Origin of the sequence: Bradyrhizobium sp., from assembly GCF_019242285.1 — a bacterium.
Taxonomy (GTDB): Bacteria; Pseudomonadota; Alphaproteobacteria; order Rhizobiales; family Xanthobacteraceae; genus Bradyrhizobium.
The window spans coordinates 1-20197 of sequence record NZ_JAFAVV010000575.1 but is presented as its reverse complement, the minus strand read 5'-3'; the positions used below and the strand labels follow the sequence as shown (position 1 = coordinate 20197).

Annotated in this window: 22 protein-coding genes; 13 read left to right on the top strand and 9 right to left on the bottom strand. The window is 65.6% G+C overall.

Annotated features, from left to right (window positions below; all coding sequences use genetic code 11):
* Positions 1-60: 60 nt before the first annotated feature.
* Both JOY90_RS23385 and JOY90_RS23380 read right to left on the bottom strand, forming a co-directional pair.
* Positions 61-225: a hypothetical protein gene (locus tag JOY90_RS23385; protein ID WP_291693483.1), complete on the bottom strand. Its 165-nt coding sequence runs from the start codon at positions 223-225 to the stop codon at positions 61-63.
* 21 nt (positions 226-246) lie between these two features.
* The gene (locus JOY90_RS23380; RefSeq protein ID WP_291693482.1) at positions 247-432 is read right to left on the bottom strand and encodes a hypothetical protein; all 186 of its coding nucleotides are present in this window, start codon (positions 430-432) and stop codon (positions 247-249) included.
* 312 nt (positions 433-744) lie between these two features.
* Here JOY90_RS23380 and JOY90_RS23375 point away from each other — a divergent pair, with 312 nt between their 5' ends.
* Entirely contained in the window at positions 745-1380 is a 636-nt protein-coding gene (locus JOY90_RS23375) for a TetR/AcrR family transcriptional regulator (RefSeq protein WP_291693481.1), read from the top strand.
* A gap of 13 nt (positions 1381-1393) precedes the next feature.
* On the opposite strand, the gene JOY90_RS23370 is transcribed toward JOY90_RS23375, so the two are convergent.
* The gene (locus tag JOY90_RS23370; RefSeq protein WP_291693493.1) at positions 1394-2815 is read right to left on the bottom strand and encodes an amidase; all 1422 of its coding nucleotides are present in this window, start codon (positions 2813-2815) and stop codon (positions 1394-1396) included.
* A 101-nt stretch (positions 2816-2916) separates the two neighbouring features.
* Between JOY90_RS23370 and JOY90_RS23365 the strand changes: the two genes are divergently transcribed.
* Complete coding sequence (locus JOY90_RS23365; RefSeq protein WP_291693480.1) at positions 2917-3765, top strand: alpha/beta hydrolase; 849 nt, start codon at positions 2917-2919, stop codon at positions 3763-3765.
* 6 nt (positions 3766-3771) lie between these two features.
* On the opposite strand, the gene JOY90_RS23360 is transcribed toward JOY90_RS23365, so the two are convergent.
* A complete protein-coding gene (locus JOY90_RS23360) occupies positions 3772-5265 on the bottom strand; it encodes an MmgE/PrpD family protein (protein ID WP_291693479.1) in 1494 nt (497 codons plus the stop codon).
* Positions 5266-5271: 6 nt separating this feature from the next.
* Positions 5272-6048, bottom strand: coding sequence for an SDR family oxidoreductase (locus JOY90_RS23355; protein WP_291693478.1), 777 nt, complete (start codon positions 6046-6048; stop codon positions 5272-5274).
* A 162-nt stretch (positions 6049-6210) separates the two neighbouring features.
* On the opposite strand from JOY90_RS23355, the gene JOY90_RS23350 reads away from it, so the two are divergent.
* From JOY90_RS23350 to JOY90_RS23330, 5 genes are all read left to right on the top strand, one after another.
* Positions 6211-7290, top strand: coding sequence for a tartrate dehydrogenase (locus JOY90_RS23350; RefSeq protein ID WP_291693477.1), 1080 nt, complete (start codon positions 6211-6213; stop codon positions 7288-7290).
* A 264-nt stretch (positions 7291-7554) separates the two neighbouring features.
* Positions 7555-8928: an MFS transporter gene (locus JOY90_RS23345; protein WP_291693476.1), complete on the top strand. Its 1374-nt coding sequence runs from the start codon at positions 7555-7557 to the stop codon at positions 8926-8928.
* A 22-nt stretch (positions 8929-8950) separates the two neighbouring features.
* Complete coding sequence (locus JOY90_RS23340) at positions 8951-10054, top strand: amidohydrolase family protein (protein WP_291693475.1); 1104 nt, start codon at positions 8951-8953, stop codon at positions 10052-10054.
* Positions 10054-11154: an amidohydrolase family protein gene (locus JOY90_RS23335; protein ID WP_291693474.1), complete on the top strand. Its 1101-nt coding sequence runs from the start codon at positions 10054-10056 to the stop codon at positions 11152-11154. The genes JOY90_RS23340 and JOY90_RS23335 overlap by 1 nt, the downstream gene beginning before the upstream one ends.
* Complete coding sequence (locus tag JOY90_RS23330) at positions 11151-11564, top strand: Rieske (2Fe-2S) protein (protein WP_291693473.1); 414 nt, start codon at positions 11151-11153, stop codon at positions 11562-11564. The genes JOY90_RS23335 and JOY90_RS23330 overlap by 4 nt, the downstream gene beginning before the upstream one ends.
* Positions 11565-11675: 111 nt before the next feature.
* On the opposite strand, the gene JOY90_RS23325 is transcribed toward JOY90_RS23330, so the two are convergent.
* A complete protein-coding gene (locus JOY90_RS23325; RefSeq protein WP_291693472.1) occupies positions 11676-12587 on the bottom strand; it encodes an NAD(P)-dependent oxidoreductase in 912 nt (303 codons plus the stop codon).
* 24 nt (positions 12588-12611) lie between these two features.
* A complete protein-coding gene (locus tag JOY90_RS23320) occupies positions 12612-13322 on the bottom strand; it encodes a M20/M25/M40 family metallo-hydrolase (RefSeq protein ID WP_291693471.1) in 711 nt (236 codons plus the stop codon).
* 88 nt (positions 13323-13410) lie between these two features.
* Here JOY90_RS23320 and JOY90_RS23315 point away from each other — a divergent pair, with 88 nt between their 5' ends.
* The 6 genes from JOY90_RS23315 to JOY90_RS23290 all read left to right on the top strand — a co-directional run bounded on the left by JOY90_RS23315 (position 13411) and on the right by JOY90_RS23290 (position 18856).
* A complete protein-coding gene (locus JOY90_RS23315) occupies positions 13411-14235 on the top strand; it encodes a putative hydro-lyase (protein ID WP_291693470.1) in 825 nt (274 codons plus the stop codon).
* Positions 14236-14317: 82 nt separating this feature from the next.
* Positions 14318-15559: an ABC transporter substrate-binding protein gene (locus tag JOY90_RS23310; protein WP_291693469.1), complete on the top strand. Its 1242-nt coding sequence runs from the start codon at positions 14318-14320 to the stop codon at positions 15557-15559.
* A 22-nt stretch (positions 15560-15581) separates the two neighbouring features.
* A complete protein-coding gene (locus JOY90_RS23305) occupies positions 15582-16460 on the top strand; it encodes a branched-chain amino acid ABC transporter permease (RefSeq protein ID WP_291693468.1) in 879 nt (292 codons plus the stop codon).
* Positions 16460-17440: a branched-chain amino acid ABC transporter permease gene (locus JOY90_RS23300; protein ID WP_291693467.1), complete on the top strand. Its 981-nt coding sequence runs from the start codon at positions 16460-16462 to the stop codon at positions 17438-17440. Before JOY90_RS23305 ends, JOY90_RS23300 begins: the two co-directional genes overlap by 1 nt.
* On the top strand, positions 17437-18168 hold the full coding sequence (locus JOY90_RS23295) for an ABC transporter ATP-binding protein (RefSeq protein WP_291693466.1): 732 nt from the start codon (positions 17437-17439) through the stop codon (positions 18166-18168). The genes JOY90_RS23300 and JOY90_RS23295 overlap by 4 nt, the downstream gene beginning before the upstream one ends.
* Positions 18152-18856 (top strand): ABC transporter ATP-binding protein, encoded by a 705-nt coding sequence (locus JOY90_RS23290; RefSeq protein WP_291693465.1) that lies wholly within the window; start codon positions 18152-18154, stop codon positions 18854-18856. The genes JOY90_RS23295 and JOY90_RS23290 overlap by 17 nt, the downstream gene beginning before the upstream one ends.
* A gap of 66 nt (positions 18857-18922) precedes the next feature.
* Here JOY90_RS23290 and JOY90_RS23285 read toward each other — a convergent pair whose 3' ends face one another.
* Together JOY90_RS23285 and JOY90_RS23280 are read right to left on the bottom strand one after the other, a co-directional pair.
* Positions 18923-19825 (bottom strand): ABC transporter permease, encoded by a 903-nt coding sequence (locus tag JOY90_RS23285; RefSeq protein WP_291693464.1) that lies wholly within the window; start codon positions 19823-19825, stop codon positions 18923-18925.
* Between the two features lie 3 nt (positions 19826-19828).
* Positions 19829-20197, bottom strand: a 369-nt coding sequence (locus JOY90_RS23280) for an ABC transporter permease (protein ID WP_291693463.1), incomplete at its 5' end; no start/stop codon positions are given.

Here is a 20197-nt window from a genome sequence, read left to right as displayed (position 1 = left end):
CCATGGGCGAGGCCAGCGCCCGGCATTCCCTGCGCCCTCCATTCTTGAAGGGCGTTTCGCTCACGAAACCCGGATGCGAATCGCGGCGCGGGAACGCGGACTCATGCCCACGGGCTGTTTGGATCGCCGTTGGGAGAGACGTGCGCTGTGCTCGTTGACCGCGCTCAAGCCAAACGCCACCACGACGCCCGCATGGCGGGCATCGTAACGCGCTTCGGCGAGCATGGATGCGAGGCTTCGATCCGGCTATCGCTGATGGCCGAGGCCGATTCCGAGCTTGAGCGCCTTCTGTCTCAAGGAGCCCTCGGAGCGTTTCATGGCCTTGGCGATCTTCGCCACCGGCGTCCTCGACTTGGAATGCTGCTTCAACAGCTTGACATCAGCAGCGGTGTAAGGCTTGCGCGTCGTGCTTTTCTTCTTCGATTTGGCCACGTCATCTTTCCTGTGATTGGCACCCTACATAGCACGCTCGTCGTACGCATCAAGCGATTAGCAGGTATTAAGTCTCGTCAGGGAAGCTGCGTGTTATCTCAATTGGCTGTTATGAGCAAATCCTGTCGCGGCGGGCAATGTGCTTGGTAACATGGGAATTATCTCGCAAACCGTGGTAAGGTCGAAGGTGCGTCTCTTGCGCGCTGCTACTAACCTCGTGGTCCATGCCGGGCATGGATACGATGAAGGCCCGATGATGTCGATTTGCGTTTCGCTAGCTAAGTACTTGATCGTTCAAGAAGAAGTCTGGTGATGCCGTCCGAGCTGTTGCGCAAGTCACAGAATACCTACCACCATGGCGATCTCCGCGAGGCCATGGTGCAGGCTGCGCTCCGCGAGGCCGAGCGCGGGGGGCCGGAAACGATCAGCATCAAGGCGTTGGCGAAGGAGCTCGGCGTCTCGCAGCCGGCGCCCTATCGGCACTTCGCCGATCGCGAGGCGCTGCTGGTCGCGGTCACCGCCGAGGCCTTCCGGCAATTCGGTGCGGTGCTGCGCGAGGCGATCAGGAAGCCGTCGAGGCGAACGAGATTGTCGCGCATCGCGCGCGCCACGCTCGATTTCGGCCTGAAGCGCAATGGCATCTACCGCTTGATGTTCGCGACGCGGGCCAAGGCGGGCGCGCCTTCGGGCAGCGAGCTGCATCAGGCGGCGGGGGAAACATTCGAGCTGGTGCTCGAGGCGCTCGGGCCGCCGGTGCCGGGTTTCCTGCGCGAGCGCCACGCGCTTGCGATCTGGAGCGGGGTGCATGGCGTCGTGATGCTGGCGGAGCAGGGCCTTCTGACCGGCACCGTGGCACGCATCTCGGTCGAGGAACTGGTCGAGGACATGGTACGCCAGACCGAGCTCGCGCATGCGCTTGCCGTCAAGGACGCGCAAGGAGGCGAATGACTCGCGTTGGTTGTTACGCCGCGGGCGGCCGTGGGTCGATCGGCGTGGCGCCGCGCAGACCCAGAATATCTTCCAGCATCCGGGCGCCGGCAAGCAGCGCCGCCTCGCCGCGCGGCGGCGCCACCATCTGCAGTCCGATCGGAAGGCCCGAAGCGGTGAAGCCGCAGGGGAGCGACAGCGCCGGGCAGCAGGCCAGCGTGATCGCATAGGCGATGCCGAGCCATTCGACGTAGTTGTCGAACTTTCGGCCGTCGCACTCGGCGACGTAACGGTTCTCAATCGGGAAAGGCGACACGACGGTCGCGGGGCAGAGCAGGAGGTCGTAGGTCTTGAAGAATTCCACTGCGCGCGCCGTCATCGCGATGCGCTGCGCCTCGGCGCGTTCGATCTGCTCGATGGTGAGGTTGAGGCCCTGCTCGATGTTCCAGATCACCTCGGGCTTGAGCAGGTCGCGCCTCGTGCGCAACAGCCGCGCCTTGGTGATGGCGAAATCGAGGGCACGCAGCACATGGAAGCATTCATGAGCCTCGCGCAGGTCGGGATGCGCTTCCTCGACGACGACGCCTGCGTCCGCGAGGCGTTCCGCGGCCTTGCGTGTGACGGTCTTGACCTCTACGTCCACCGGCGTGATGCCGAGATCGGGCGAATAGGCGACGCGCTTCGGTTTCTTTCCCGAGCGCGCCGCCGACAGGAACGGGATGGCCGGCGAGGGCAGCGACAGCGGATCGTCGGCATATTCACCGGTCATGGCGTCCAGCAGCAGCGCGAGGTCCTCGACATTGCGCGCCATCGGGCCGTGCACGGTGAGATTGCGGTCGATCGTTCCTATGAGCGTGTGCGCCACGCGTCCGATGCTCGGGCGCATGCCGACGATGCCGCAGAAGCTCGCGGGGTTGCGCAACGAGCCGCCCATGTCGGTGCCGTGCGCGAGCCAGGCCATGCCGGTCGCCAGCGCAACCGCCGCGCCGCCGGAGGAGCCCGCCGCGCTCCTCGATGTGTTCCAGGGATTGAGGGTGGCGCCGAACACCTCGTTGAAGGTGTTGGCGCCGGCGCCGAACTCCGGCGTGTTCGACTTCGCATAGACCACGCCGCCATTGCTCTCGATATTTTCGACGACGATATCCGATTTCGCCGAGACGGCGTCCTTGAAGATCGGGGAGCCCTGCGTGTTGCGCACGCCCTCGACGTCGAACAGGTCCTTGATCGGGATCGGCAGCCCTGCGAGCAGGCCGCGCTCGCCGGCCGGTTTCCGCATCAGGGCCCTGGCATGATCTCGCGCGCGATCGAAGCAAAGGATCGGCAGCGCGTTGACCTGGCCATCGACCGCGGCGATCCGCGCTTCCAGCACGTCGAGCAGCTCGAGCGGCGTGATCTCGCCGGCCCTGAGCTTGTCGACGACGGCGCATGCGGTTGCGCGGGTCAATTCGCAGATCAATTCCTGGGCAGCCAATGTCGTTCTCCCGATCGATCGGCTCATGCTACAGGTCTTAGGCCATTTGGCGGCAGGCTGGCAACGCACGCTTTCGGAGGTTTGACATGACGACGCCGTTCGATGCGCCCGACTGGCGCAAGCTCAGCCGCGAAGACCTGGATCGTGGCCTGAACAACAGCGAGGCGGTGGCCGGCAGTGCCGCGATCGTCGCCGGCTGGGAAGAGCGTTCGGCCACTTCGCGTTCGCGCGCGGGCGCAAGGCTCGATCTCCGCTATGGTCCGCGCGAGCGCAACCGGGTCGATTTCCTGAAGGCCCATGACGGTGCGCCGACCCTGCTGTTCATCCATGGCGGCTACTGGCAGATGCGGGCGAAAGAGACGTTCACGCTGTTCGCCGAGGGGCCGCTGGCGCATGGTATCAATGTCGCGCTGATCGGCTACACGCTGGCGCCGGAGGCGACGCTCGACGAGATCGTCGCCGAGGTCCACGCCGGGATCGACTTCCTTCAACAGGAACTGCCTGCGCTCGGCGGCGATGCCAAAGGGCTTGCGGTGTCCGGCTGGTCGGCCGGCGGCCAGCTGACGTCGATGGCGCTGTCGCATCCCTTCGTGCGCGCAGGCCTCGGCATTTCCGGCATCTACGATCTCGAGCCGATCCGCCACTCCTATCTGAATGCCAAGCTCGGATTGGACGAAGCAGCCTCCCGCCGCAACTCGCCGATGACGCAAGCAGGCGGGCCGATGAAGCCGCTGTCGCTCGTGGTCGGCGCGGCTGAGCTGCCGCTGTTGCGGCGGCAGACCGCGGACTTCGCCGGTCATCGCGCGCGATACGGCTTGCCGGTCGCCTATGAGGAGATCCCCGGCGCCGACCACTTCTCGGTCATGAACGAGATGGTTTCGCCTGCGGGCCGGATCACCACGCTGATCCGGCAATTGTTCGAAAGGACTGCGTGATAGTCGTCAAACCACCGTCGCTGCGATCAGCCGGCTCACCTGCGGCTCGTTCTGGAGGCCCCAGAGGATGCGCAGCAGCGCCTCGACGCGATCCGCCGGCAGATGTTTCCGCGCCATCAGGCGGAATTTCTCCTCCATCTCGGCATCGGTCATCGGGTTCTTGAAATGGCCGCGGTGATATTCGACACGGACGGTCTTGTGCGGGCCCTGTTTCGGCACGACTTCCATCTCGCAGAGATTGAACTCCCGCTCGGTCCGGTCGGCTTCATCGGACGGCAGCACCTTGATGCGGCTGACGAGGTCGAGCAGGCGCGCGTCGTGCAGATAGGGGTCTTCGTAATATTCCGGCTCGATCTTGCCGTACATCAAGACCAGCGCCGCGGCATAGGGGATGCTGTGGTCGGCGGTCTCGTGCGTCTGCGGCTTCCACTTGTCCGGCCCGTCGGCCATGATCTTGATCGCGGAATGCGAGACGTGGATGCTGACCTCCTGGATGTCGTCCGGGTTGCCGATGGAGGACCGCACTTCCATCGCCGCCTGTGCGACAGTCTGGGAGAACTGACCGAGCGGAAAGCGTTTCGTGAACGCGCGGCGGATGCCGAAGGGCTCGCCGAGTTGCGGTGGCTCGACCGGTTTTTTGCCCATCACCTTGAAGAAACCGTAGGTGCCCTCGAACACCTTGCCCGGTCCCGTCATGCCGTTCTGGGCGAGCTGGATCGCAAAGATCGCCTTGCGGCAGGCATCGGCGGCGGCGAACGCCTTCCAGTTCGACAATTCGTCGGAGCGGCCCTGGCGGGTGGCGGTGTTGCCGCCCACGGTGATGCCGATGGCATGGGCCATCTGCTCCGGCGTCAGTCCCATCAGCCGGCCGGCGCCGACCACCGCCGCGATGCCGGTGATGGTCGAGTGGTCGATGCCATTGCCGAGATAATCAAAGACGTCGGCGACCTTGCAGAACACCTCGTAGGCCAGCACGGTCGCGGTGATGAGATCGCGGCCGCTGCCTCCGTTGACCTCGGCCGCCGCAACCAGCGCCGCAAGCGTGTCGCTCGGATGCCCGGCGCCGTGGGTGAGGCTGACGAAGGCATCGTTGAAATCGAGATAGCGAATCATGACGCCGTCGGCGAACACCGCAAGGTCCGGGCTGGTCCTGACGCCGCTGATCAGGACGGTCGCGGGCTGCTTCGCAGTGACATCGCCGGCGAGCTTGATCGCGATCCGGCTCGGTCCCGCCTCATAGCCGCCGAAGGCGCAACCGACCGTGTCGAGGATGGTGCGCTTGGTGAGCCGGACGACGTCTTCGGGAATATTCTCGTATTTCAGGCCGGCCGCATAACGGGCCAGCGTCTCGGCGAGAACAGGCTGGCCGCTGCCCGGCGCCTTGTCCTGTGCAAGAGCCGGAAGCGCGGGCACGCTCGTCACGAGGCCCGCGGCCGCCGCCTGTTTGAGGAAACGCCGGCGCGCGATGCGCGGTTCGTCCGTGAGCCGACGATCGAGCATCGCCTCCTAGCCCCAGCCTGCGGCGAGACCGCCGTCGACCGTGAAGATCACGCCCGAGGTGTAGCCGGAGCGGTCAGAGGCGAGGAACGCCATGAGGTCGCCGATTTCGCGGGCATGCGCCGGCCGGCCGAGCGGCATGCCCTTCTGGAGCTCCTTGTAGCGGCTCTCGTCGCCGAACTGGTGCTTGGCGCGCGTCTTCATCAGGGTGACGTGGCGGTCGGTGCCGACCGGACCGGGGTTGATGCCGACCACGCGGATGTTGTCGGCAAGGCTTTTTCCCCCGAGCGCGCGGGTGAAGGCCATCAGCGCCGCATTGCCGGCGCTGCCGCAGATGTAGTTGGCATCGAACTTCTCGCCGGCGGCGCCGATGTCGTTGACGATGACGCCGCCACCGCGCGCCTTCATCTGCGCGTAGATCGCCCGCGTCAGGTTGATGTAGCCGAACACCTTGAGCTCCCAGGCGTGGCGCCAGGTCACCTCGTCGATCTTGTCGATCGAGCCGCCGGGAATGTCGCCGGCATTGTTGACGAGGATGTCGATGTCGGAGGTGTCCTGTACCAGGTGCTGGATGTCCTCGGGCTTGCGCAGATCGGTGACATGAATAGTAGCGTCGATCTGGTGCTGCGAACGCAGCCGGTCGGCCAGCGCCTTGAGCTGGTCGCCGCTGCGCGCGGCAAGGCGCAGATGGCAGCCTTCCTCGGCAAAGGCTTCGGCCGCGGCGGCGCCGATCCCCTTCGAGGCGCCGGTGATGAGAACGCGCTTGCCGCGCAGATGCAGGTCCATGGGATGCTCGCTGGTTGAGATGGTGACGTGGGCGGAGTTAGGCGGGAGCGGTCATGACGGTCAACATTGCACTGCAGCGTTGATCTCGCCACCAGTTTGGTCCATTGCAGGGCCATCAAACAAGGGCCTGTCGGGCCGGACCGATCACAAGGAAGTTTCTCGATGGATAGCGCAAAGAAGACCTACCGGATCGCGGTCATTCCCGGTGATGGCATCGGCAAGGAGGTGATGCCGGAAGGGTTGCGCGTCGTCGAGGCGGCGGCGAAGAAGCACGGCGTTGCCGTGAGCTTCGACCATTTCGACTTCGCCTCGTATGATTATTACGAGAAGCACGGCCAGATGATGCCGGACGACTGGAAGGACAAGATCGGCAAGCACGACGCGATCTATTTCGGCGCGGTCGGCTGGCCCGCCAAGATCCCGGACCACATTTCGCTGTGGGGCTCGCTCATCAAATTCCGTCGCGAGTTCGACCAGTACGTCAATCTGCGTCCGGTGCGGCTGATGCCGGGGGTGCCGTCGCCGCTGGCGGGCCGCAAGCCCGGCGACATCGATTTCTGGGTGGTGCGCGAGAACACCGAGGGCGAATATTCCTCCGTCGGCGGGCGGATGTTCCCGGACACCGAGCGCGAGTTCGTCACCCAGCAGACGGTGATGACAAGGATCGGCGTCGACCGCATCCTGAAGTTCGCCTTCGACCTCGCGCAGTCGCGGCCGAAGCAACACCTCACCTCGGCGACCAAGTCCAACGGCATCTCGATCACCATGCCCTATTGGGACGAGCGCGTGGAGGCAATGGCGAAGAAATATCCCGGGGTGAAGTGGGACAAGTACCACATCGACATTCTCACCGCGAACTTCGTGCTGCATCCGGACTGGTTCGATGTCGTGGTCGGCTCCAACCTGTTCGGGGATATCTTGTCGGATCTCGGGCCGGCCTGCACCGGCACCATCGGGATCGCGCCATCGGGCAACATCAATCCGGAGGGCAACTTTCCCTCCGTATTCGAGCCCGTGCATGGCTCCGCACCCGACATCGCGGGGCAGGGGATCGCCAACCCGATCGGCATGATCTGGTCCGGCGCGATGATGTTCGAGCATCTCGGCGAGAAGGAAGCCGCCGAAGCGATCGTCGGCGCGATCGAGCGTACACTCGCCGAGCGCATGTTGCGCACCCGCGACCTCGGCGGCAATGCCGACACCGCCGCCTGCGGCAAGGCGGTCGCAGAGATGGTGGAGTAGCCGGTGCGAGAAAGCTGCCCACGTTGGCCTTCGGATGCCGCGATCCATCGGAAGTGTGGGATTGGCGGCTCAACCGATATGGGCACGGAAGCCGGCGCTCCATCGATTTGCGCCGGCCGCCATGCGGCCAAAGCTGATTGTCTTTGGATTCCGGAGTAACTACGCTGCAAGGCACATAGCGCTTCGATCTGCGGAGCCGAAATCAACGAGAACAAGAAGCCGAGACCACGAAAAAGCAAGGGTCCGGCAGCGGAGGAAGCGGACATGAGCGGGTCGGATATCATCGACGTCACCGGCGTGATCGAGCGGCAGCGCCGCAATCGTCTGGTGCTGACGGTCATCACGCTGTCGACCCTGATGATGTTCCTGGACGGCTACGATCTGCAGGCGATGGCCTTTGCCGCGCCCTCGATCGTCCGGAGCTGGGGCATCGACAAGGCCGCGCTCGGCATCGTGTTCAGTGCGGGCCTGTTCGGCATCCTGGTCGGAGGACTGGTGTTCGGCTATCTCGGCGACCGGATCGGGCGGCGCCTCGCGATCCTCGCATCGGCGCTGGTGTTCGGCGGCTTCACGCTGGCTGCGGCATGGGCTGAGACCACGACCCACCTGATCGTGCTGCGCTTCCTGGCCGGTCTGGGCATCGGCGGCCTGTCGCCGCTGTGCTATTCGCTCAATCTCGAATATGCGCCGAACCGTTTTCGCGGCACGGTGGTGGCGATCATCATGGTCGGCTACGTGGCAGGGGCGAGCGTCGGCGGCTTCATCGCCGCGGGCCTCGTGCCGATTTTCGGCTGGCCGATCGTGTTCTGGATCGGCGGCGTGCTGCCGCTGGCCGCCGCGGTGCTGTGCTTCTTCACACTTCCCGAGTCGGTCAAGTTCCTGGTCGCCAACGACCGTGAGCCACAGGAAGTGGCGCGGATCCTGAACCTCATCGAGCCCGGGCTTGCCGCGCGTGCGGATTCGCGTTTCGTCATTCACGAGGAGGCGCAGACGGGCGGCAGCGGCTTGGCTGCCAAGCTCGTGGCGCTGTTCGATGGCAGGCTCGCGGTCGTGACGCCGGTGCTGTGGTTCGCCTATATCGCGAGCTCGATGACGATGTTCTTCCTCAATAGCTGGACGCCGATCCTGGCGGAAGCGTCGGGACACACGCCGGCCCAGGCCGCGCTGGGGTTGACCGTGCTGAGCCTGGGCGGCGCCATCGGCGGTCTCACCGCCGGCCGGGTGCTCGATCGTTTCGGCGTGATCGCGATCGCCATCCTGCCGCTGGTTGCGGCGCCATTGGTCGCCTCGCTCGGCTTCGGCGGGCTTGGCGACAGCACCTTTTTCGCCGCGCTCTTGGGCGCGGGCTTCTTCGTGATCGGCGGCCACCAGGGGCTGAACAGCACGGTCGGCCTGTTCTATCCCAGCGCCAACCGCGCGACCGCGGTCGGCTGGGCCTTGTCGGTCGCCAAGATCGGCTCGATCAGCGGCCCGCTGATCGGCGGGTTCCTGCTTGCCGGCCACACCCCGCTCGGCACACTGTTCCTGCTCGCTGCGATGCCGCCAGTCGTCGTGGCCTGCTGCGTGCTGGTGCTCGGCATGTCGCAGCGTCGGCAGGCGGCGGGGCCGGAAAAGCTCGATCAGGCGGCGGTGGCATGATGGAAGCAAGGGAGCATCATTCATGAGGCTACCATTCGCGGGTGCGATCGATTGCGACTTCCATCCGGCGGCGCCCGGCATGCCGCAACTGCTGCCCTATCTCGACGAATATTGGCGCGAGCAGATCTGCAACCGCGCCATCGACCGCATGTCGTTTGCCATGATGAGCTATCCGCCGAATGCGCCGATCAGCGCGCGGGCCGACTGGCGCGCCGCGACGGAGGGGGCTGGCAGTCTCGCGCAGGTGCGGGCGCAACTGCTCGACGGTTTTGGCCTCAAATTCGCGATCGCCAACGTGATCCACGGTTGCGTCGCGCTCCACAATGACGACATGGCAGCGGCGATCTGCCGGGCCGTGAACGAATGGCTGCGGGCCGAATGGCTGGACCGCGAGCCGCGGCTGCGCGGCTCGATCCTGGTCGGCCCGCAGGACGTCTCGCAGGCGGTCGCCGAGATCGAGCGGCTCGCCCCGGACAGGCGCTTCGTGCAGGTGCTCATGCTGGTGATGGGCGAGAAGCTGCTCGGCCGCCGCGAGTTCTTTCCGATCTACGAGGCTGCGGAGCGGCATGGACTGGCAATCGGCGTGCACGCCGGCAGCACCTACCGCTACGCGCCGACCATCGTGGGTTGGCCAGTCTATCAGTTCGAGGACTATGTCGCGCAGGCGCAGGCCTTCGCCAACCAGACCGTCAGCTTGATTGCCGAGGGGGTGTTCCGCCGTTTCCCGCGGCTCAAGGTGGTGCTGCTGGAATCGGGCGTGAGCTGGCTGCCGATGACGATGTGGCGCACCGACAAGACCTGGCGCGGCGCGCGCTCCGAGGTGCCCTGGGTCGACCGATGGCCGTCCGAGATCATCCGCGAGCACATCCGGCTTTCCACCCAGCCGTTCGATGCGACTGATGCAACCGCGGTGGCGCAGACGGTGGACCGCATCGGCTCCGAGGAGGTGCTGTTGTTCTCCACCGACTATCCGCATGCACAGTTCGTTGGCGAGGAGGCGCTGCCGGACGGACTGCCGCACGAGATGCTGCGCAAGGTCCTGGTCGAGAACGCGCTTGCGACCTATCCGCGATTGGCGCAGGACGCGGCCACGCCCGCGATCGCTGACGCGAAGGAGGACGTGTGATGAACGCACCTTTCGTGGAGCAGAAGGCGCGGCAGACGCTCACCATCGTCGATTGCGACATCCATCCCGCGCATCGGACGCCCGACGAGCTGCTGCCCTATCTCGAGCCGCATTGGCGCGAGCATTACCAGACCTATGGCGTGCATGTGCGCCAGGCACTGAGCAGCGCGCTGATGGTCCCGCGCATGATGGCGGGCGGGATGCGCTCCGACACGCTGCCCGAGCGCGGCGGACCGGCCGGATCAGACCTCGGCATGCTGCAGAAGCAGCACCTCGATCCCGTCAATGTCGAGTTCGGCCTGTTGATGGCGCTCAGCAAGGGCGGCATGGAGGAGCGCAATCCCGCCTTTGCCGCGGCGATGTCGCGCGCCACCAACGACTGGCAGGTCGACCGCTGGGTGCGGCAGGAGCCGCGGCTGCGCGCCGGCATCGTCGTGCCGCAGGAATTTCCCGAGGCCGCCGTCGCCGAGATTGAGCGCTGCGCCGGCGACCGCCGCTATGTGCAGATCATGATCTCGTCGCGGCCGTCCGATCCGCTCGGTCATCCCCGCTACTGGCCGATCTACGAGGCGGCGGAGCGCGCCGGCCTGCCGATCGGCCTGCACCCGGTCGGCTACAATGGCGGCCATCCGTCCACGGGCTCCGGCTGGCCGACCTTCTATCTGCAGGAGCACTATGTCTTCACCGCGTGCATGGAGGCGCTCGCCACCAGCCTGATCGTCGGCGGCGTGTTCGAGCGTTTCCCGAACTTGAAGTTCGTGATGGTCGAGGGCGGCTTCGCCTGGGCGCCGGCGCTGGCCTGGCGTCTGGACGGGCATTTTGAGAAGTTCCGCAAGGAGGTGCCGCACCTGAAGCGGCGGCCGTCGGAATATCTGCGCGAGCATTTCTGGTGGACGACGCAGCCGATCGAGGAGCCGGAACAGTCGCGCCACCTCGTCGAGATCATCGACTGGATCGGCTGGGACCGGCTGCTCTACTCGTCGGACTATCCGCATTGGGATTACGACAATCCGAGCTTCGCGTTCAAATTCCCGATGACCGAGGAGCAGCGCCGCAAGATCTTCCGGGACAATGCTTTTGCCTTGTATCGCCTCGCATGAGCCGCCACGTCGCCTGCACCGCGGCCGAGCTGCCGCCCGGCGCGCGCAAGGTGGTCGAGGTCGAAGGCCGCGAGATCGCGCTGTTCAATGTCGAAGGCCGCTTGCACGCGCTGCTGAACCGCTGCCCGCATGGCGGTGCCGCGATCTGCGCGGGCGTGATCACCGGCCTTGCCCAGTCGGACGGCCCCGGCGACTACCGGATGGAGCGGCGCGGCGAATTCCTGCGCTGCCCTTGGCATGGCTGGGAATTCGACATGGCGACCGGCCAGTCCTGGTGCGACCCGCGCCGCACGAAGCTGAGGAATTTCGAGGTCAGCCTCGAAGCCGGCGCCGATCTCGTGCGCGGGCCCTATGTCGCGGAGCGCTATCCGGTGACGGTCGAGGACGCCTATGTCGTCGTGGAATTGTGAGCTATCGGATTGCGTAGGGTGGGCCAAGGCGCGCAAGCGCCGTGCCCACCATCTTACAGCGAATGCGACGCCAGATGGTGGGCACGCTGCGCTTAGCCCGCCCTACGATCTCTACGACCTCACGATCCGTCGGCAATGCTCCCACGCCGCATGGATCAAATTCTCGCTCGCTTCCGGCGTGCGGAAGGCCGAATGCGCCGACAGGGTGACGTTGGAGAGTTTTGTCAACGGATGATCCTTCGGCAAGGGCTCGATATTGAAGACGTCGAGCCCGGCGTGACGGATGTGACCCGACTTCAGCGCCTCGATCATCGCGGCCTCATCGACGACCGCGCCGCGCGCGGTGTTGACCAGGATCACGCCCTTGCGCATCGCGCTGATCCGTTCGCGCGAGAGGAAGCCCCGGGTCTCGTCGTTGAGGAGCAGATGCAGCGAGACGACATGGCTGTCGGCGAGCAGCCGCTCCAGGGAGACGAACTCGACGCCGGCAAAGCTCCTCGGCGTCCGGTTCCAGGCGATCACCTTCATGCCGCTGCCGACGGCGATGCGCGCGACTTCGGCGGCGATGCCGCCGAAGCCGATCAGGCCGAGCGTCTTGCCGGTGAGCTGCATGGCATCCTCGCGCAGCCAGTTGCCGGCGCGCATCTCGCGGTCCATCCAGGGGATGACGCGCGCCGAGGCCCACATCAGCGCGATCGCCGCTTCCGCGACCGCGGTGTCGCCATAGCCCTTGATCAGGTGCACGGCGATGCCGAGCCCGGCCAGTTCCTCCGGGTTCATGTAGCTGCGCGCGCCGGTGCCGAGGAACACCACGTGCTTCAGCCCGGTGCAGCGGCGTGCCACCTCGGTCGGCAGCGCGGTGTGGTCGACGATGCCGATCTCGGCGCCGGCGAGCACCTCCGGCCATTGCTCGGCGGCGATGTTGGGATCGAGATGCACGTGCATCTCGGGGTCATCAGGCTTGCGCTGTCGCTCGAAGATCTCGGCGAGCGAATCATTGGCGTCGACAAAAACTCCGCGCACGGCAAGGCTCCATTGTTGGGTCGATCAGGCGGCGACGCCGGCGAGCGCCAGCACCGTGTGCATCAGCACGTTGGCGCCGGCAGCGCAATCGGATTGCGTTGCGTCCTCGAGCTCGTTGTGGCTGACGCCGTCCTTGCAGGGAACGAACACCATGGCCGCCGGAATGCGGGTGTTGAGATTGCAGCCGTGGTGTCCGGCGCCCGAGGTGATACGGCGATGGGAATAGCCGAGCATCTCGGCCGCGCCTTGCACGGCATCGACGAGTTTCGGGTTGAAATGCGTCTGCGGCTTGCACCAGACGAGGTCGAGCGAAACCTCGACCTTGCGGCGCGCCGCGATCTCGGCAATCGCGGCGCGCAGATCCTTGTCCAACGCGTCCATGATCGCGCCATCGGCGATACGCAAATCGGCGGTGAAGGCGATCTCGCCGAGGATGACGTTGCGCGAGGGGCTGGCGATCACGGCCTCGCCGACGGTGCCGACCGCGTTCGGACGGTGCTTCTTCGCAACGGCCTCCACGGCGAGCACGATCTCCGACAAGGTCGCCAGCGCATCGCGCCGCAGCGTGCCGAGCACGCCATCGCACGCCTTGCGGAACCAGTCGCGCACCTGCGTGTCCTCGGCCGACGGCGTCAGCACCCCGCCTTTGGGCGTCGCACCGAATGTCGCGGTCTCGTGGATCGTGCCCCAGAGCCGGGCGGAATCGATCTGCAGGTTGGACGCGGTCTTGGTCATCAGGCCTTCCATTCGGACGGGATACGCATTTGCGAGGCGGCATGGTAGAACTCTCGAACAGTATCTGTCGAGGCACGGAGCGCGGGCAATGAACATTGGTTCGACACGGAACGAGCAGGGCGGCATCACCGGTCAGGATCCATTGCCGAGCGTGCAGGCGCGGCTCGCCTGCCGGGCCGGCATGGCAAGCACCACGGCGGGGGTCGCCAACGGTTTTGTTCAAGGCAATCTGGCGATCCTGCCGGAGAAGCTCGCGGCGTCGTTCCACCGCTTCTGCCAGCTCAATCCGAAGCCGTGCCCGATCATCGGCATGTCCGATGTCGGCGATCCCCGCATCCCGGCGCTCGGGCGCGATCTCGACATCCGCACCGACTTGCCGCGCTACCGCGTCTGGCGCGACGGAGAGGTGGCGGAAGAGCCGACCGATATCATGGCACATTGGCGCGACGATCTCGTCGCTTTCGTGCTCGGCTGCTCTTTCTCCTTTGAAGAAGCGCTGATGGCTGAAGGCCTGCCGCTGCGGCATATAGAAGAGAAGGTGCGGGTGCCGATGTATCGGACCAGTATCGCGTGTCAGCCCGCCGGTCCGTTCGCGGGGCCGATGGTGGTGTCGATGCGGCCGTTGAAGCCCGCGCATGCCATCCGCGCGGTGCAGATCACCTCGCGCTTTCCGTCCGTGCACGGCGCGCCGGTCCATCTCGGACATCCCCAGTCGATCGGCATTGCTGATATCTCGAGGCCCGACTATGGCGATCCGGTGCCGGTGGCAGCCGATGAGCTGCCGGTATTCTGGGCCTGCGGCGTCACCCCGCAGGCGGTGATCGCGGCCGCCAAGGTGCCGTTCGCGATCACGCACGCGCCGGGGTTGATGCTGGTAACAGACCTCGTCAACCGGCACCTTGCCGTGCTTTGATGCAGGCCGTGCCGATCTTTGAGGCTTTACCTCGGCGTTCAATTATTTAACCGATTGCTGCTGTTCAATTGAGGATATTGCAATGACGATTACTCGCCGGGACGTATTGCTTGGGGCTACTGCCACCGCGCTCGTGCCGATGGCGGCGCGGGCGGAGACGGCCGACGTCGCGATCGGCGTCGTCTATCCCTTCTCCGGCGCCAATGCGCAGCAGGGCGTCGACGCCCAGAAGGCCTACGAGACCGCGCTGGATGTGATCAACAAGGACTATGATTTCGATCTGCCGCTGGCCAAGGGTGAGGGGCTGCCCGGCCTCGGCGGCGCCAAGGTCCGCCTGGTATTCGCCGACCACCAGTCCGATCCGCAGAAGGGTCGCGCCGAGGCCGAGCGGCTGATCACGCAGGAGAAGGTGTCGGCCGTCATCGGTACCTACCAGAGCGCGGTCGCCGTGACCGTGAGCCAGATCTGTGAGCGCTATCAGACGCCGTTCGTCTCCGCCGACAATTCCTCGCCGAGCCTGCATCGCCGCGGCCTCAAATTCTATTTCCGTCCCGCGCCGCACGATGAAATGTACTCGACGGCGATGTTCGACTTCCTCGACGCGATGAAGGAGAAGGGGAGCAAGATCGAGACGCTGTCGCTGTTTCACGAGGACACCATCTTCGGCACCGATTCCGGCAACGCACAGGCCAAGCTCGCCGGCGAGCGCGGCTACAAGATCGCCGCCGATATCAAGTACCGCGCCAACTCGCCGTCGCTGTCGGCCGAGGTGCAGCAGCTCAAGGCGGCGAATGCCGACGTGCTGATGCCCTCGAGCTACACGACCGACGGCATCCTGCTGGTCAAGACCATGGCGGAGCTCGGCTACCGGCCGAACGCGATCCTGGCCCAGGACGCCGGCTTCTCGGAAAAGGCGCTCTATGATGCGGTGGGCGACAAGCTCGAGGGCCTGATCTCGCGCGGCACATTCTCGCTCGATCTGGCCCAGAAGCGGCCGATGGTCGGCAAGATCAACGCCATGTTCAAGGAGAGGTCGGGCAAGGATCTCAACGATCTGACCTCCCGGCAGTTCATCGGCCTGATCATCCTCGCGGATGCCATCAACCGCGCCAAGTCGACCGACGGCGACAAGATCCGTGAGGCGATGGCGGCGACCGACATTTCCGGCGAGCAGACCATCATGCCCTGGCGGCGCGTGAAGTTCGACGAGAGCGGGCAGAACAACAACGCCGACCCGGTGCTGCTGCAATATGTCGGCGGCAAGTTCGTCACGGTCTACCCGCCGCAGGCCGCAGTCGCCGAAGCCATCTGGCCGATGAAGTGATCGGCTGAGAGGGCAGGGGGCGTTGACCGCAGAAACCATCATCCAATCCCTCGCCAGCGGGCTCTTGATGGGCTTGCTCTACGGCCTGATCGCGGCCGGGCTCGCGCTGATCTTCGGGCTGATGGACGTCGTGAACTTCGCCCATGGCGAGTTTCTGATGATCGCGATGTACGCGACCTTCTTTCTGTTCGCCTTCTTCGCCCTCGATCCGCTGCTCGCGGCGCCGCTGGTCGCAGCCAGCCTGTTCGTGCTCGGCGCCATGGTCTATCTCCTGGTCGTGCGCTTTGCGATGCGGGCCAAGGCCAATGCCGGCATGGTGCAGATCTTCTCCACCTTCGGCCTCGCCATCGTGATGCGCGGGCTCGCGCAGTATTTCTTCACGCCGGACTATCGCAGCGTCACCCACTCCTGGCTCGGCGGCAAGACGGTCTCGGTCGCGGGCGTGTTCCTGCCCGAGCCGCAGCTCGTCGGCGCGCTGGTGTCGATCGCGGCGTTCGCGGCGCTCTATTTCTTCATCCACCGCACCGATTTCGGCCGAGCACTGGAGGCGACACGCGAGGACGCCGGTGCGGTCGCGCTGGTCGGCATCGACAAGAACCGCGTCTTCGCGCTCGGCTGGGGTCTTGGCGCGGCGCTGGTCGGGCTGGCCGGCGCGATCATGGCGACCTTCTTCTATATCTATCCCGATGTCGGCGCATCCTTCGCCCTGATCGCCTATGTCACGGTCGCGCTCGGCGGCTTCGGCAGCGTGTTCGGCGCCTTCGCCGGCGGCATCATCGTCGGCCTGGTCGAAGCGGCCACGGCGCTGGCGCTGCCGCCTTCGCTGAAATCGATCGGCATTTACGCGGTGTACCTGCTCGTGGTCTTCATCCGGCCGCGCGGCCTGTTCGGGTCGATCTGATGGACAAGGCGTTTGCTGCGCGCCGACGTCGCGACCTCATGGTCGCGGCCGGCCTCGTCATCATCGCCGCACTGCTGCCGCTGTTCGTCAGGAACGTCTACATCCAGAACATCATGGTGCTGACGCTGATGTACACGGCGCTGTCGCAGAGCTGGAACATCCTGTCCGGCTATTGCGGGCAGATCTCGCTCGGGCACTCGCTCTATTTCGGGCTCGGCGCCTACACCACCGCGCTGTTGTTCACCAAGCTCGGCGTGCTGCCCTGGTTCGGCATGCTGGGCGGCGGCATCGTGTCGGCGCTGATTGCGATGGCGCTCGGCTATCCCTGCTTCCGGCTGCGCGGGCATTATTTCGTGATCGCGACCATCGTGATCGCCGAGACCACGCTGCTGCTGTTCCAGAACTGGGAATTCGCCGGCGCCGCGCTCGGCATCGACATTCCCATCCGCCGCGATAGCTGGCTCACCTTCCAGTTCGCCCGCAGCAAGCTCCCTTATTTCTATTTCGCACTCGCCCTCGCCGCGGTGGCCTGGTTTGTCACCTGGTGGCTGGAGGATTCCCGCTGGGGCTATTGGTGGCGTGCGGTGAAGGACAATCCCGACGCCGCGGAAAGTCTCGGCGTGGTGGTGTTCAACTCCAAGATGGGTGCGGCCGCCGTCTCCGCCTTCCTGGTCGCGGTCGGCGGCAGCTTCTACGCCCAGTTCGTCTCCTATATCGATCCCGACAGCGTGATGGGCTTCCAGTTCTCGCTCTTGATGGCGCTGCCGGCGGTGCTCGGCGGCATCGGCACCTTGTGGGGGCCGATGCTGGGTGCGGTGATCCTGATCCCGCTCACCGAGCTGACGCGTTCCTATGTCGGCGGCTCCGGTCGCGGCGTCGACCTGATCGTCTATGGCACGCTGATTGTCCTGATCTCGCTGGTGCGGCCGCAGGGCCTGGTCGGGCTGTTCGCGCCTCGGCGCAAGGTCGCAGCGCCATGACGGTTCTGCTCGAAACAAGTGGCGTGACGCAGCGCTTTGCCGGCCTCGTCGCCAACAGCGACGTCTCGATCGCGGTCAGCCGCGGTGAGATCGTCGGGCTGATCGGTCCGAACGGCGCTGGCAAGTCGACCTTGTTCAACCTGATCGCAGGCGTGATGCCGCCGACGCAGGGGGCGGTCGTCTTCGATGGCGAGGACGTGACGCGGCTGCCGGCGGCGGAGCGCTGTCACCGCGGCATCGGCCGCACTTTCCAGGTGGTCAAGAGTTTCGAGACCATGACGGTCATCGACAACGTCATCGTCGGCGCGCTGGTGCGCAGCAACGGCATGCGCGAGGCGCGGCGCAAGGCGCATGAAGTGCTGGAGTTCTGCGGCCTGGACGCTCGCGCCGAGGTGCCGGCAGGCGAGCTCGTGCCATCCGAGAAGCGCCGGCTCGAGGTCGCCCGCGCGCTCGCGACGGGCCCAAAACTGTTGCTGCTCGACGAGGTGCTGACCGGGCTGACACCGGTCGAGGCGCAGACCGGCGTCGAGCTGGTGCGGCGCGTGCGCGAGACCGGCGTCACCGTGCTGATGGTCGAGCACGTCATGGAGATCGTGATGCCGCTGGTCGACCGCGCCATCGTGCTCGATCTCGGCAAGGTGCTGGCCGAGGGCAGGCCGGCCGAGGTCGTGCGCGATCCCAAGGTGATATCGGCCTATCTGGGGGACCGTCATGCTGTCGGTGCGTGACGTCACCACCGCCTATCGGGGTCTGGTCGCGATCTCCGGCGTCTCGATCGAGGTCGCGAAAGGAGAGATCGTCTGCGTGGCCGGCGCCAATGGGGCGGGCAAATCAACGCTCCTGAAATCGATCGCCGGCGCCGAGCGCCCGCGTGGCGGTTCGGTCACATTCGACGGCGTGCGGATCGACGGCCTGGCGCAGCACCTCATCACCGCGCACGGCATCGCCTTCGTGCCGGAGAACCGCCGGCTGTTTCCTCGTCTGTCGGTGCGCGACAATCTCAGGCTCGGCAGCTACCTGCATCGCGGCGCGGCGGACCGCGAGGCGCCGTTGCGACTGGTGTTCGAGTTGTTTCCGCGGCTCTCCGAGCGGCTGGCACAGCGAGCCGAGACGCTCTCGGGCGGCGAGCAGCAGATGCTCGCGATCAGCCGTGCGCTGATGACCCGGCCGCGGCTGTTGATGCTCGACGAGCCGTCGCAGGGCATCATGCCCAAGCTGGTCGACGAGATCTTCGCCGCGGTGAAACGTATCCGCGACGCCGGCATGACGGTGCTGATCGTCGAGCAGCGCATGGCCGAGTGCCTCGACATCGCCGACCGCGCCTACATCCTGCAAACCGGCCGCGTGCTGATGCAGGACACGGCGGCCGCGATCAAGGTCGACCCCGACGTGCGCAAGGCCTATCTGGGGCTGTAGCTCGCGGCGGTTTCGGAGGATGGGGTCGCTGAAGCGATCCTCATCCTCCTTGCTACTCGCATGATCTTACACCATGCCCTTGCCGGCATCCGAGCCATGGCGGCGCTGCCGCGCCTGCAGCACCAGGATCACGACCAGGGCGGAGAAGATCACCAGGAACGACACCGCACTGGTCAGCGTGCCCAGCGCATAGATGTCCGGCTTCGTCACCGTGGTGGTTAGGCCCTGCAATTCCAGCGGCAACGTGTTGACGGAGCCGATAGCCTGGCTGGAGCGCGCCAATTCATCCCAGGACAGCGTGAAGCCGAACAGGCCGATGCCGACCACCGATGGCAGAATGATCGGCAGCACGACATGGCGGAAGGTCTGCCACGGCGTCGCGCCGAGGTCGCGCGCGGCCTCTTCGAGCCGCCCGTCGAAACGGTTGAAGATCGCGAACATGATCAGGAGGCCGAAAGGCAGGGTCCAGGTCAGGTGAGCGCCGAGGCCCGAGGTGAACAGGCCCATCGCGGTGGTCCAGCCTTCCGCAACGGCGCCGAGCCCGACATCGGCGCCGTGCTTGACCATGAAGTCGTCGACCAGCCGGAACTCCAGCGCGATGCCGAGCGAGGTGATGATCGAGGGCATGATCAGGCTGGCGATTGCGGTGTAGAACAGGATCGAGGCGCCGCGGAAGGACTTGCGGAACGCCATGCCGGCCGCGACCGACAGCACCACCGTCACCACCATCACGACGAGGCCGAGCTCGAGCGAGCGCTTGAAGGCGGCGCCGATGTCGACGATGCCGCCGCCGGCGAGCACCTTCTGAAACCAGGTCAGCGACACCCCGTTCATCGGGAAGGTCAGCCCGCCGTCCGGCCCCTGGAACGACAGGATGTAGATCGCGATCATCGGCCCGTACAGGAACAGCACATAGGCCGCGAAGAACGCCGCGAGGAAATAGAACGCGCGTGGCCGCTTCTCGCCCATCTCTCACAGCTCCTTGCGGACATCGACGATCCGCGTCAGCGCCGATATGATCAGGATGGTGACGCCGAGCAGGATCACCGCATTGGCCGCGGCGGCCGGGAATTGCAGCGCGCTGAGGCGCGACTCGATGATCTTGCCGGCAGAGGCGATCTGCTGGCCGCCCATCACGCCGATGGTGACGAAGTCGCCCATCACGATGGTGATCACGAAGATCGAGCCGATGACGATGCCGGGTTTCGACAGCGGAATGACGATGTTGGTCAGCGTCTGCCAGCCGCTCGCGCCGGCGTCATAGGCGGCCTCGATCAGCCGCTTGTCGATGCGGATCATCGAATTGAAGATCGGCACCACCATGAAGAAGGTGAACAGGTG

Excerpts from the sequence above, each read along its gene's own strand:
- JOY90_RS23360 (WP_291693479.1), bottom strand. The coding sequence starts at position 5,265 with ATGCTCGATCGTCGGCTCACGGACGAACCGCGCATCGCGCGCCGGCGT.
- JOY90_RS23385 (WP_291693483.1), bottom strand. The coding sequence starts at position 225 with ATGCTCGCCGAAGCGCGTTACGATGCCCGCCATGCGGGCGTCGTGGTG.
- JOY90_RS23345 (WP_291693476.1), top strand. The coding sequence starts at position 7,555 with ATGAGCGGGTCGGATATCATCGACGTCACCGGCGTGATCGAGCGGCAG.
- JOY90_RS23290 (WP_291693465.1), top strand. The coding sequence starts at position 18,152 with ATGCTGTCGGTGCGTGACGTCACCACCGCCTATCGGGGTCTGGTCGCG.
- JOY90_RS23335 (WP_291693474.1), top strand. The coding sequence starts at position 10,054 with ATGAACGCACCTTTCGTGGAGCAGAAGGCGCGGCAGACGCTCACCATC.
- JOY90_RS23295 (WP_291693466.1), top strand. The coding sequence starts at position 17,437 with ATGACGGTTCTGCTCGAAACAAGTGGCGTGACGCAGCGCTTTGCCGGC.
- JOY90_RS23330 (WP_291693473.1), top strand. The coding sequence starts at position 11,151 with ATGAGCCGCCACGTCGCCTGCACCGCGGCCGAGCTGCCGCCCGGCGCG.
- JOY90_RS23320 (WP_291693471.1), bottom strand. The coding sequence starts at position 13,322 with ATGACCAAGACCGCGTCCAACCTGCAGATCGATTCCGCCCGGCTCTGG.
- JOY90_RS23375 (WP_291693481.1), top strand. The coding sequence starts at position 745 with ATGCCGTCCGAGCTGTTGCGCAAGTCACAGAATACCTACCACCATGGC.
- JOY90_RS23350 (WP_291693477.1), top strand. The coding sequence starts at position 6,211 with ATGGATAGCGCAAAGAAGACCTACCGGATCGCGGTCATTCCCGGTGAT.
- JOY90_RS23340 (WP_291693475.1), top strand. The coding sequence starts at position 8,951 with ATGAGGCTACCATTCGCGGGTGCGATCGATTGCGACTTCCATCCGGCG.
- JOY90_RS23315 (WP_291693470.1), top strand. The coding sequence starts at position 13,411 with ATGAACATTGGTTCGACACGGAACGAGCAGGGCGGCATCACCGGTCAG.
- JOY90_RS23300 (WP_291693467.1), top strand. The coding sequence starts at position 16,460 with ATGGACAAGGCGTTTGCTGCGCGCCGACGTCGCGACCTCATGGTCGCG.
- JOY90_RS23285 (WP_291693464.1), bottom strand. The coding sequence starts at position 19,825 with ATGGGCGAGAAGCGGCCACGCGCGTTCTATTTCCTCGCGGCGTTCTTC.
- JOY90_RS23310 (WP_291693469.1), top strand. The coding sequence starts at position 14,318 with ATGACGATTACTCGCCGGGACGTATTGCTTGGGGCTACTGCCACCGCG.
- JOY90_RS23355 (WP_291693478.1), bottom strand. The coding sequence starts at position 6,048 with ATGGACCTGCATCTGCGCGGCAAGCGCGTTCTCATCACCGGCGCCTCG.
- JOY90_RS23365 (WP_291693480.1), top strand. The coding sequence starts at position 2,917 with ATGACGACGCCGTTCGATGCGCCCGACTGGCGCAAGCTCAGCCGCGAA.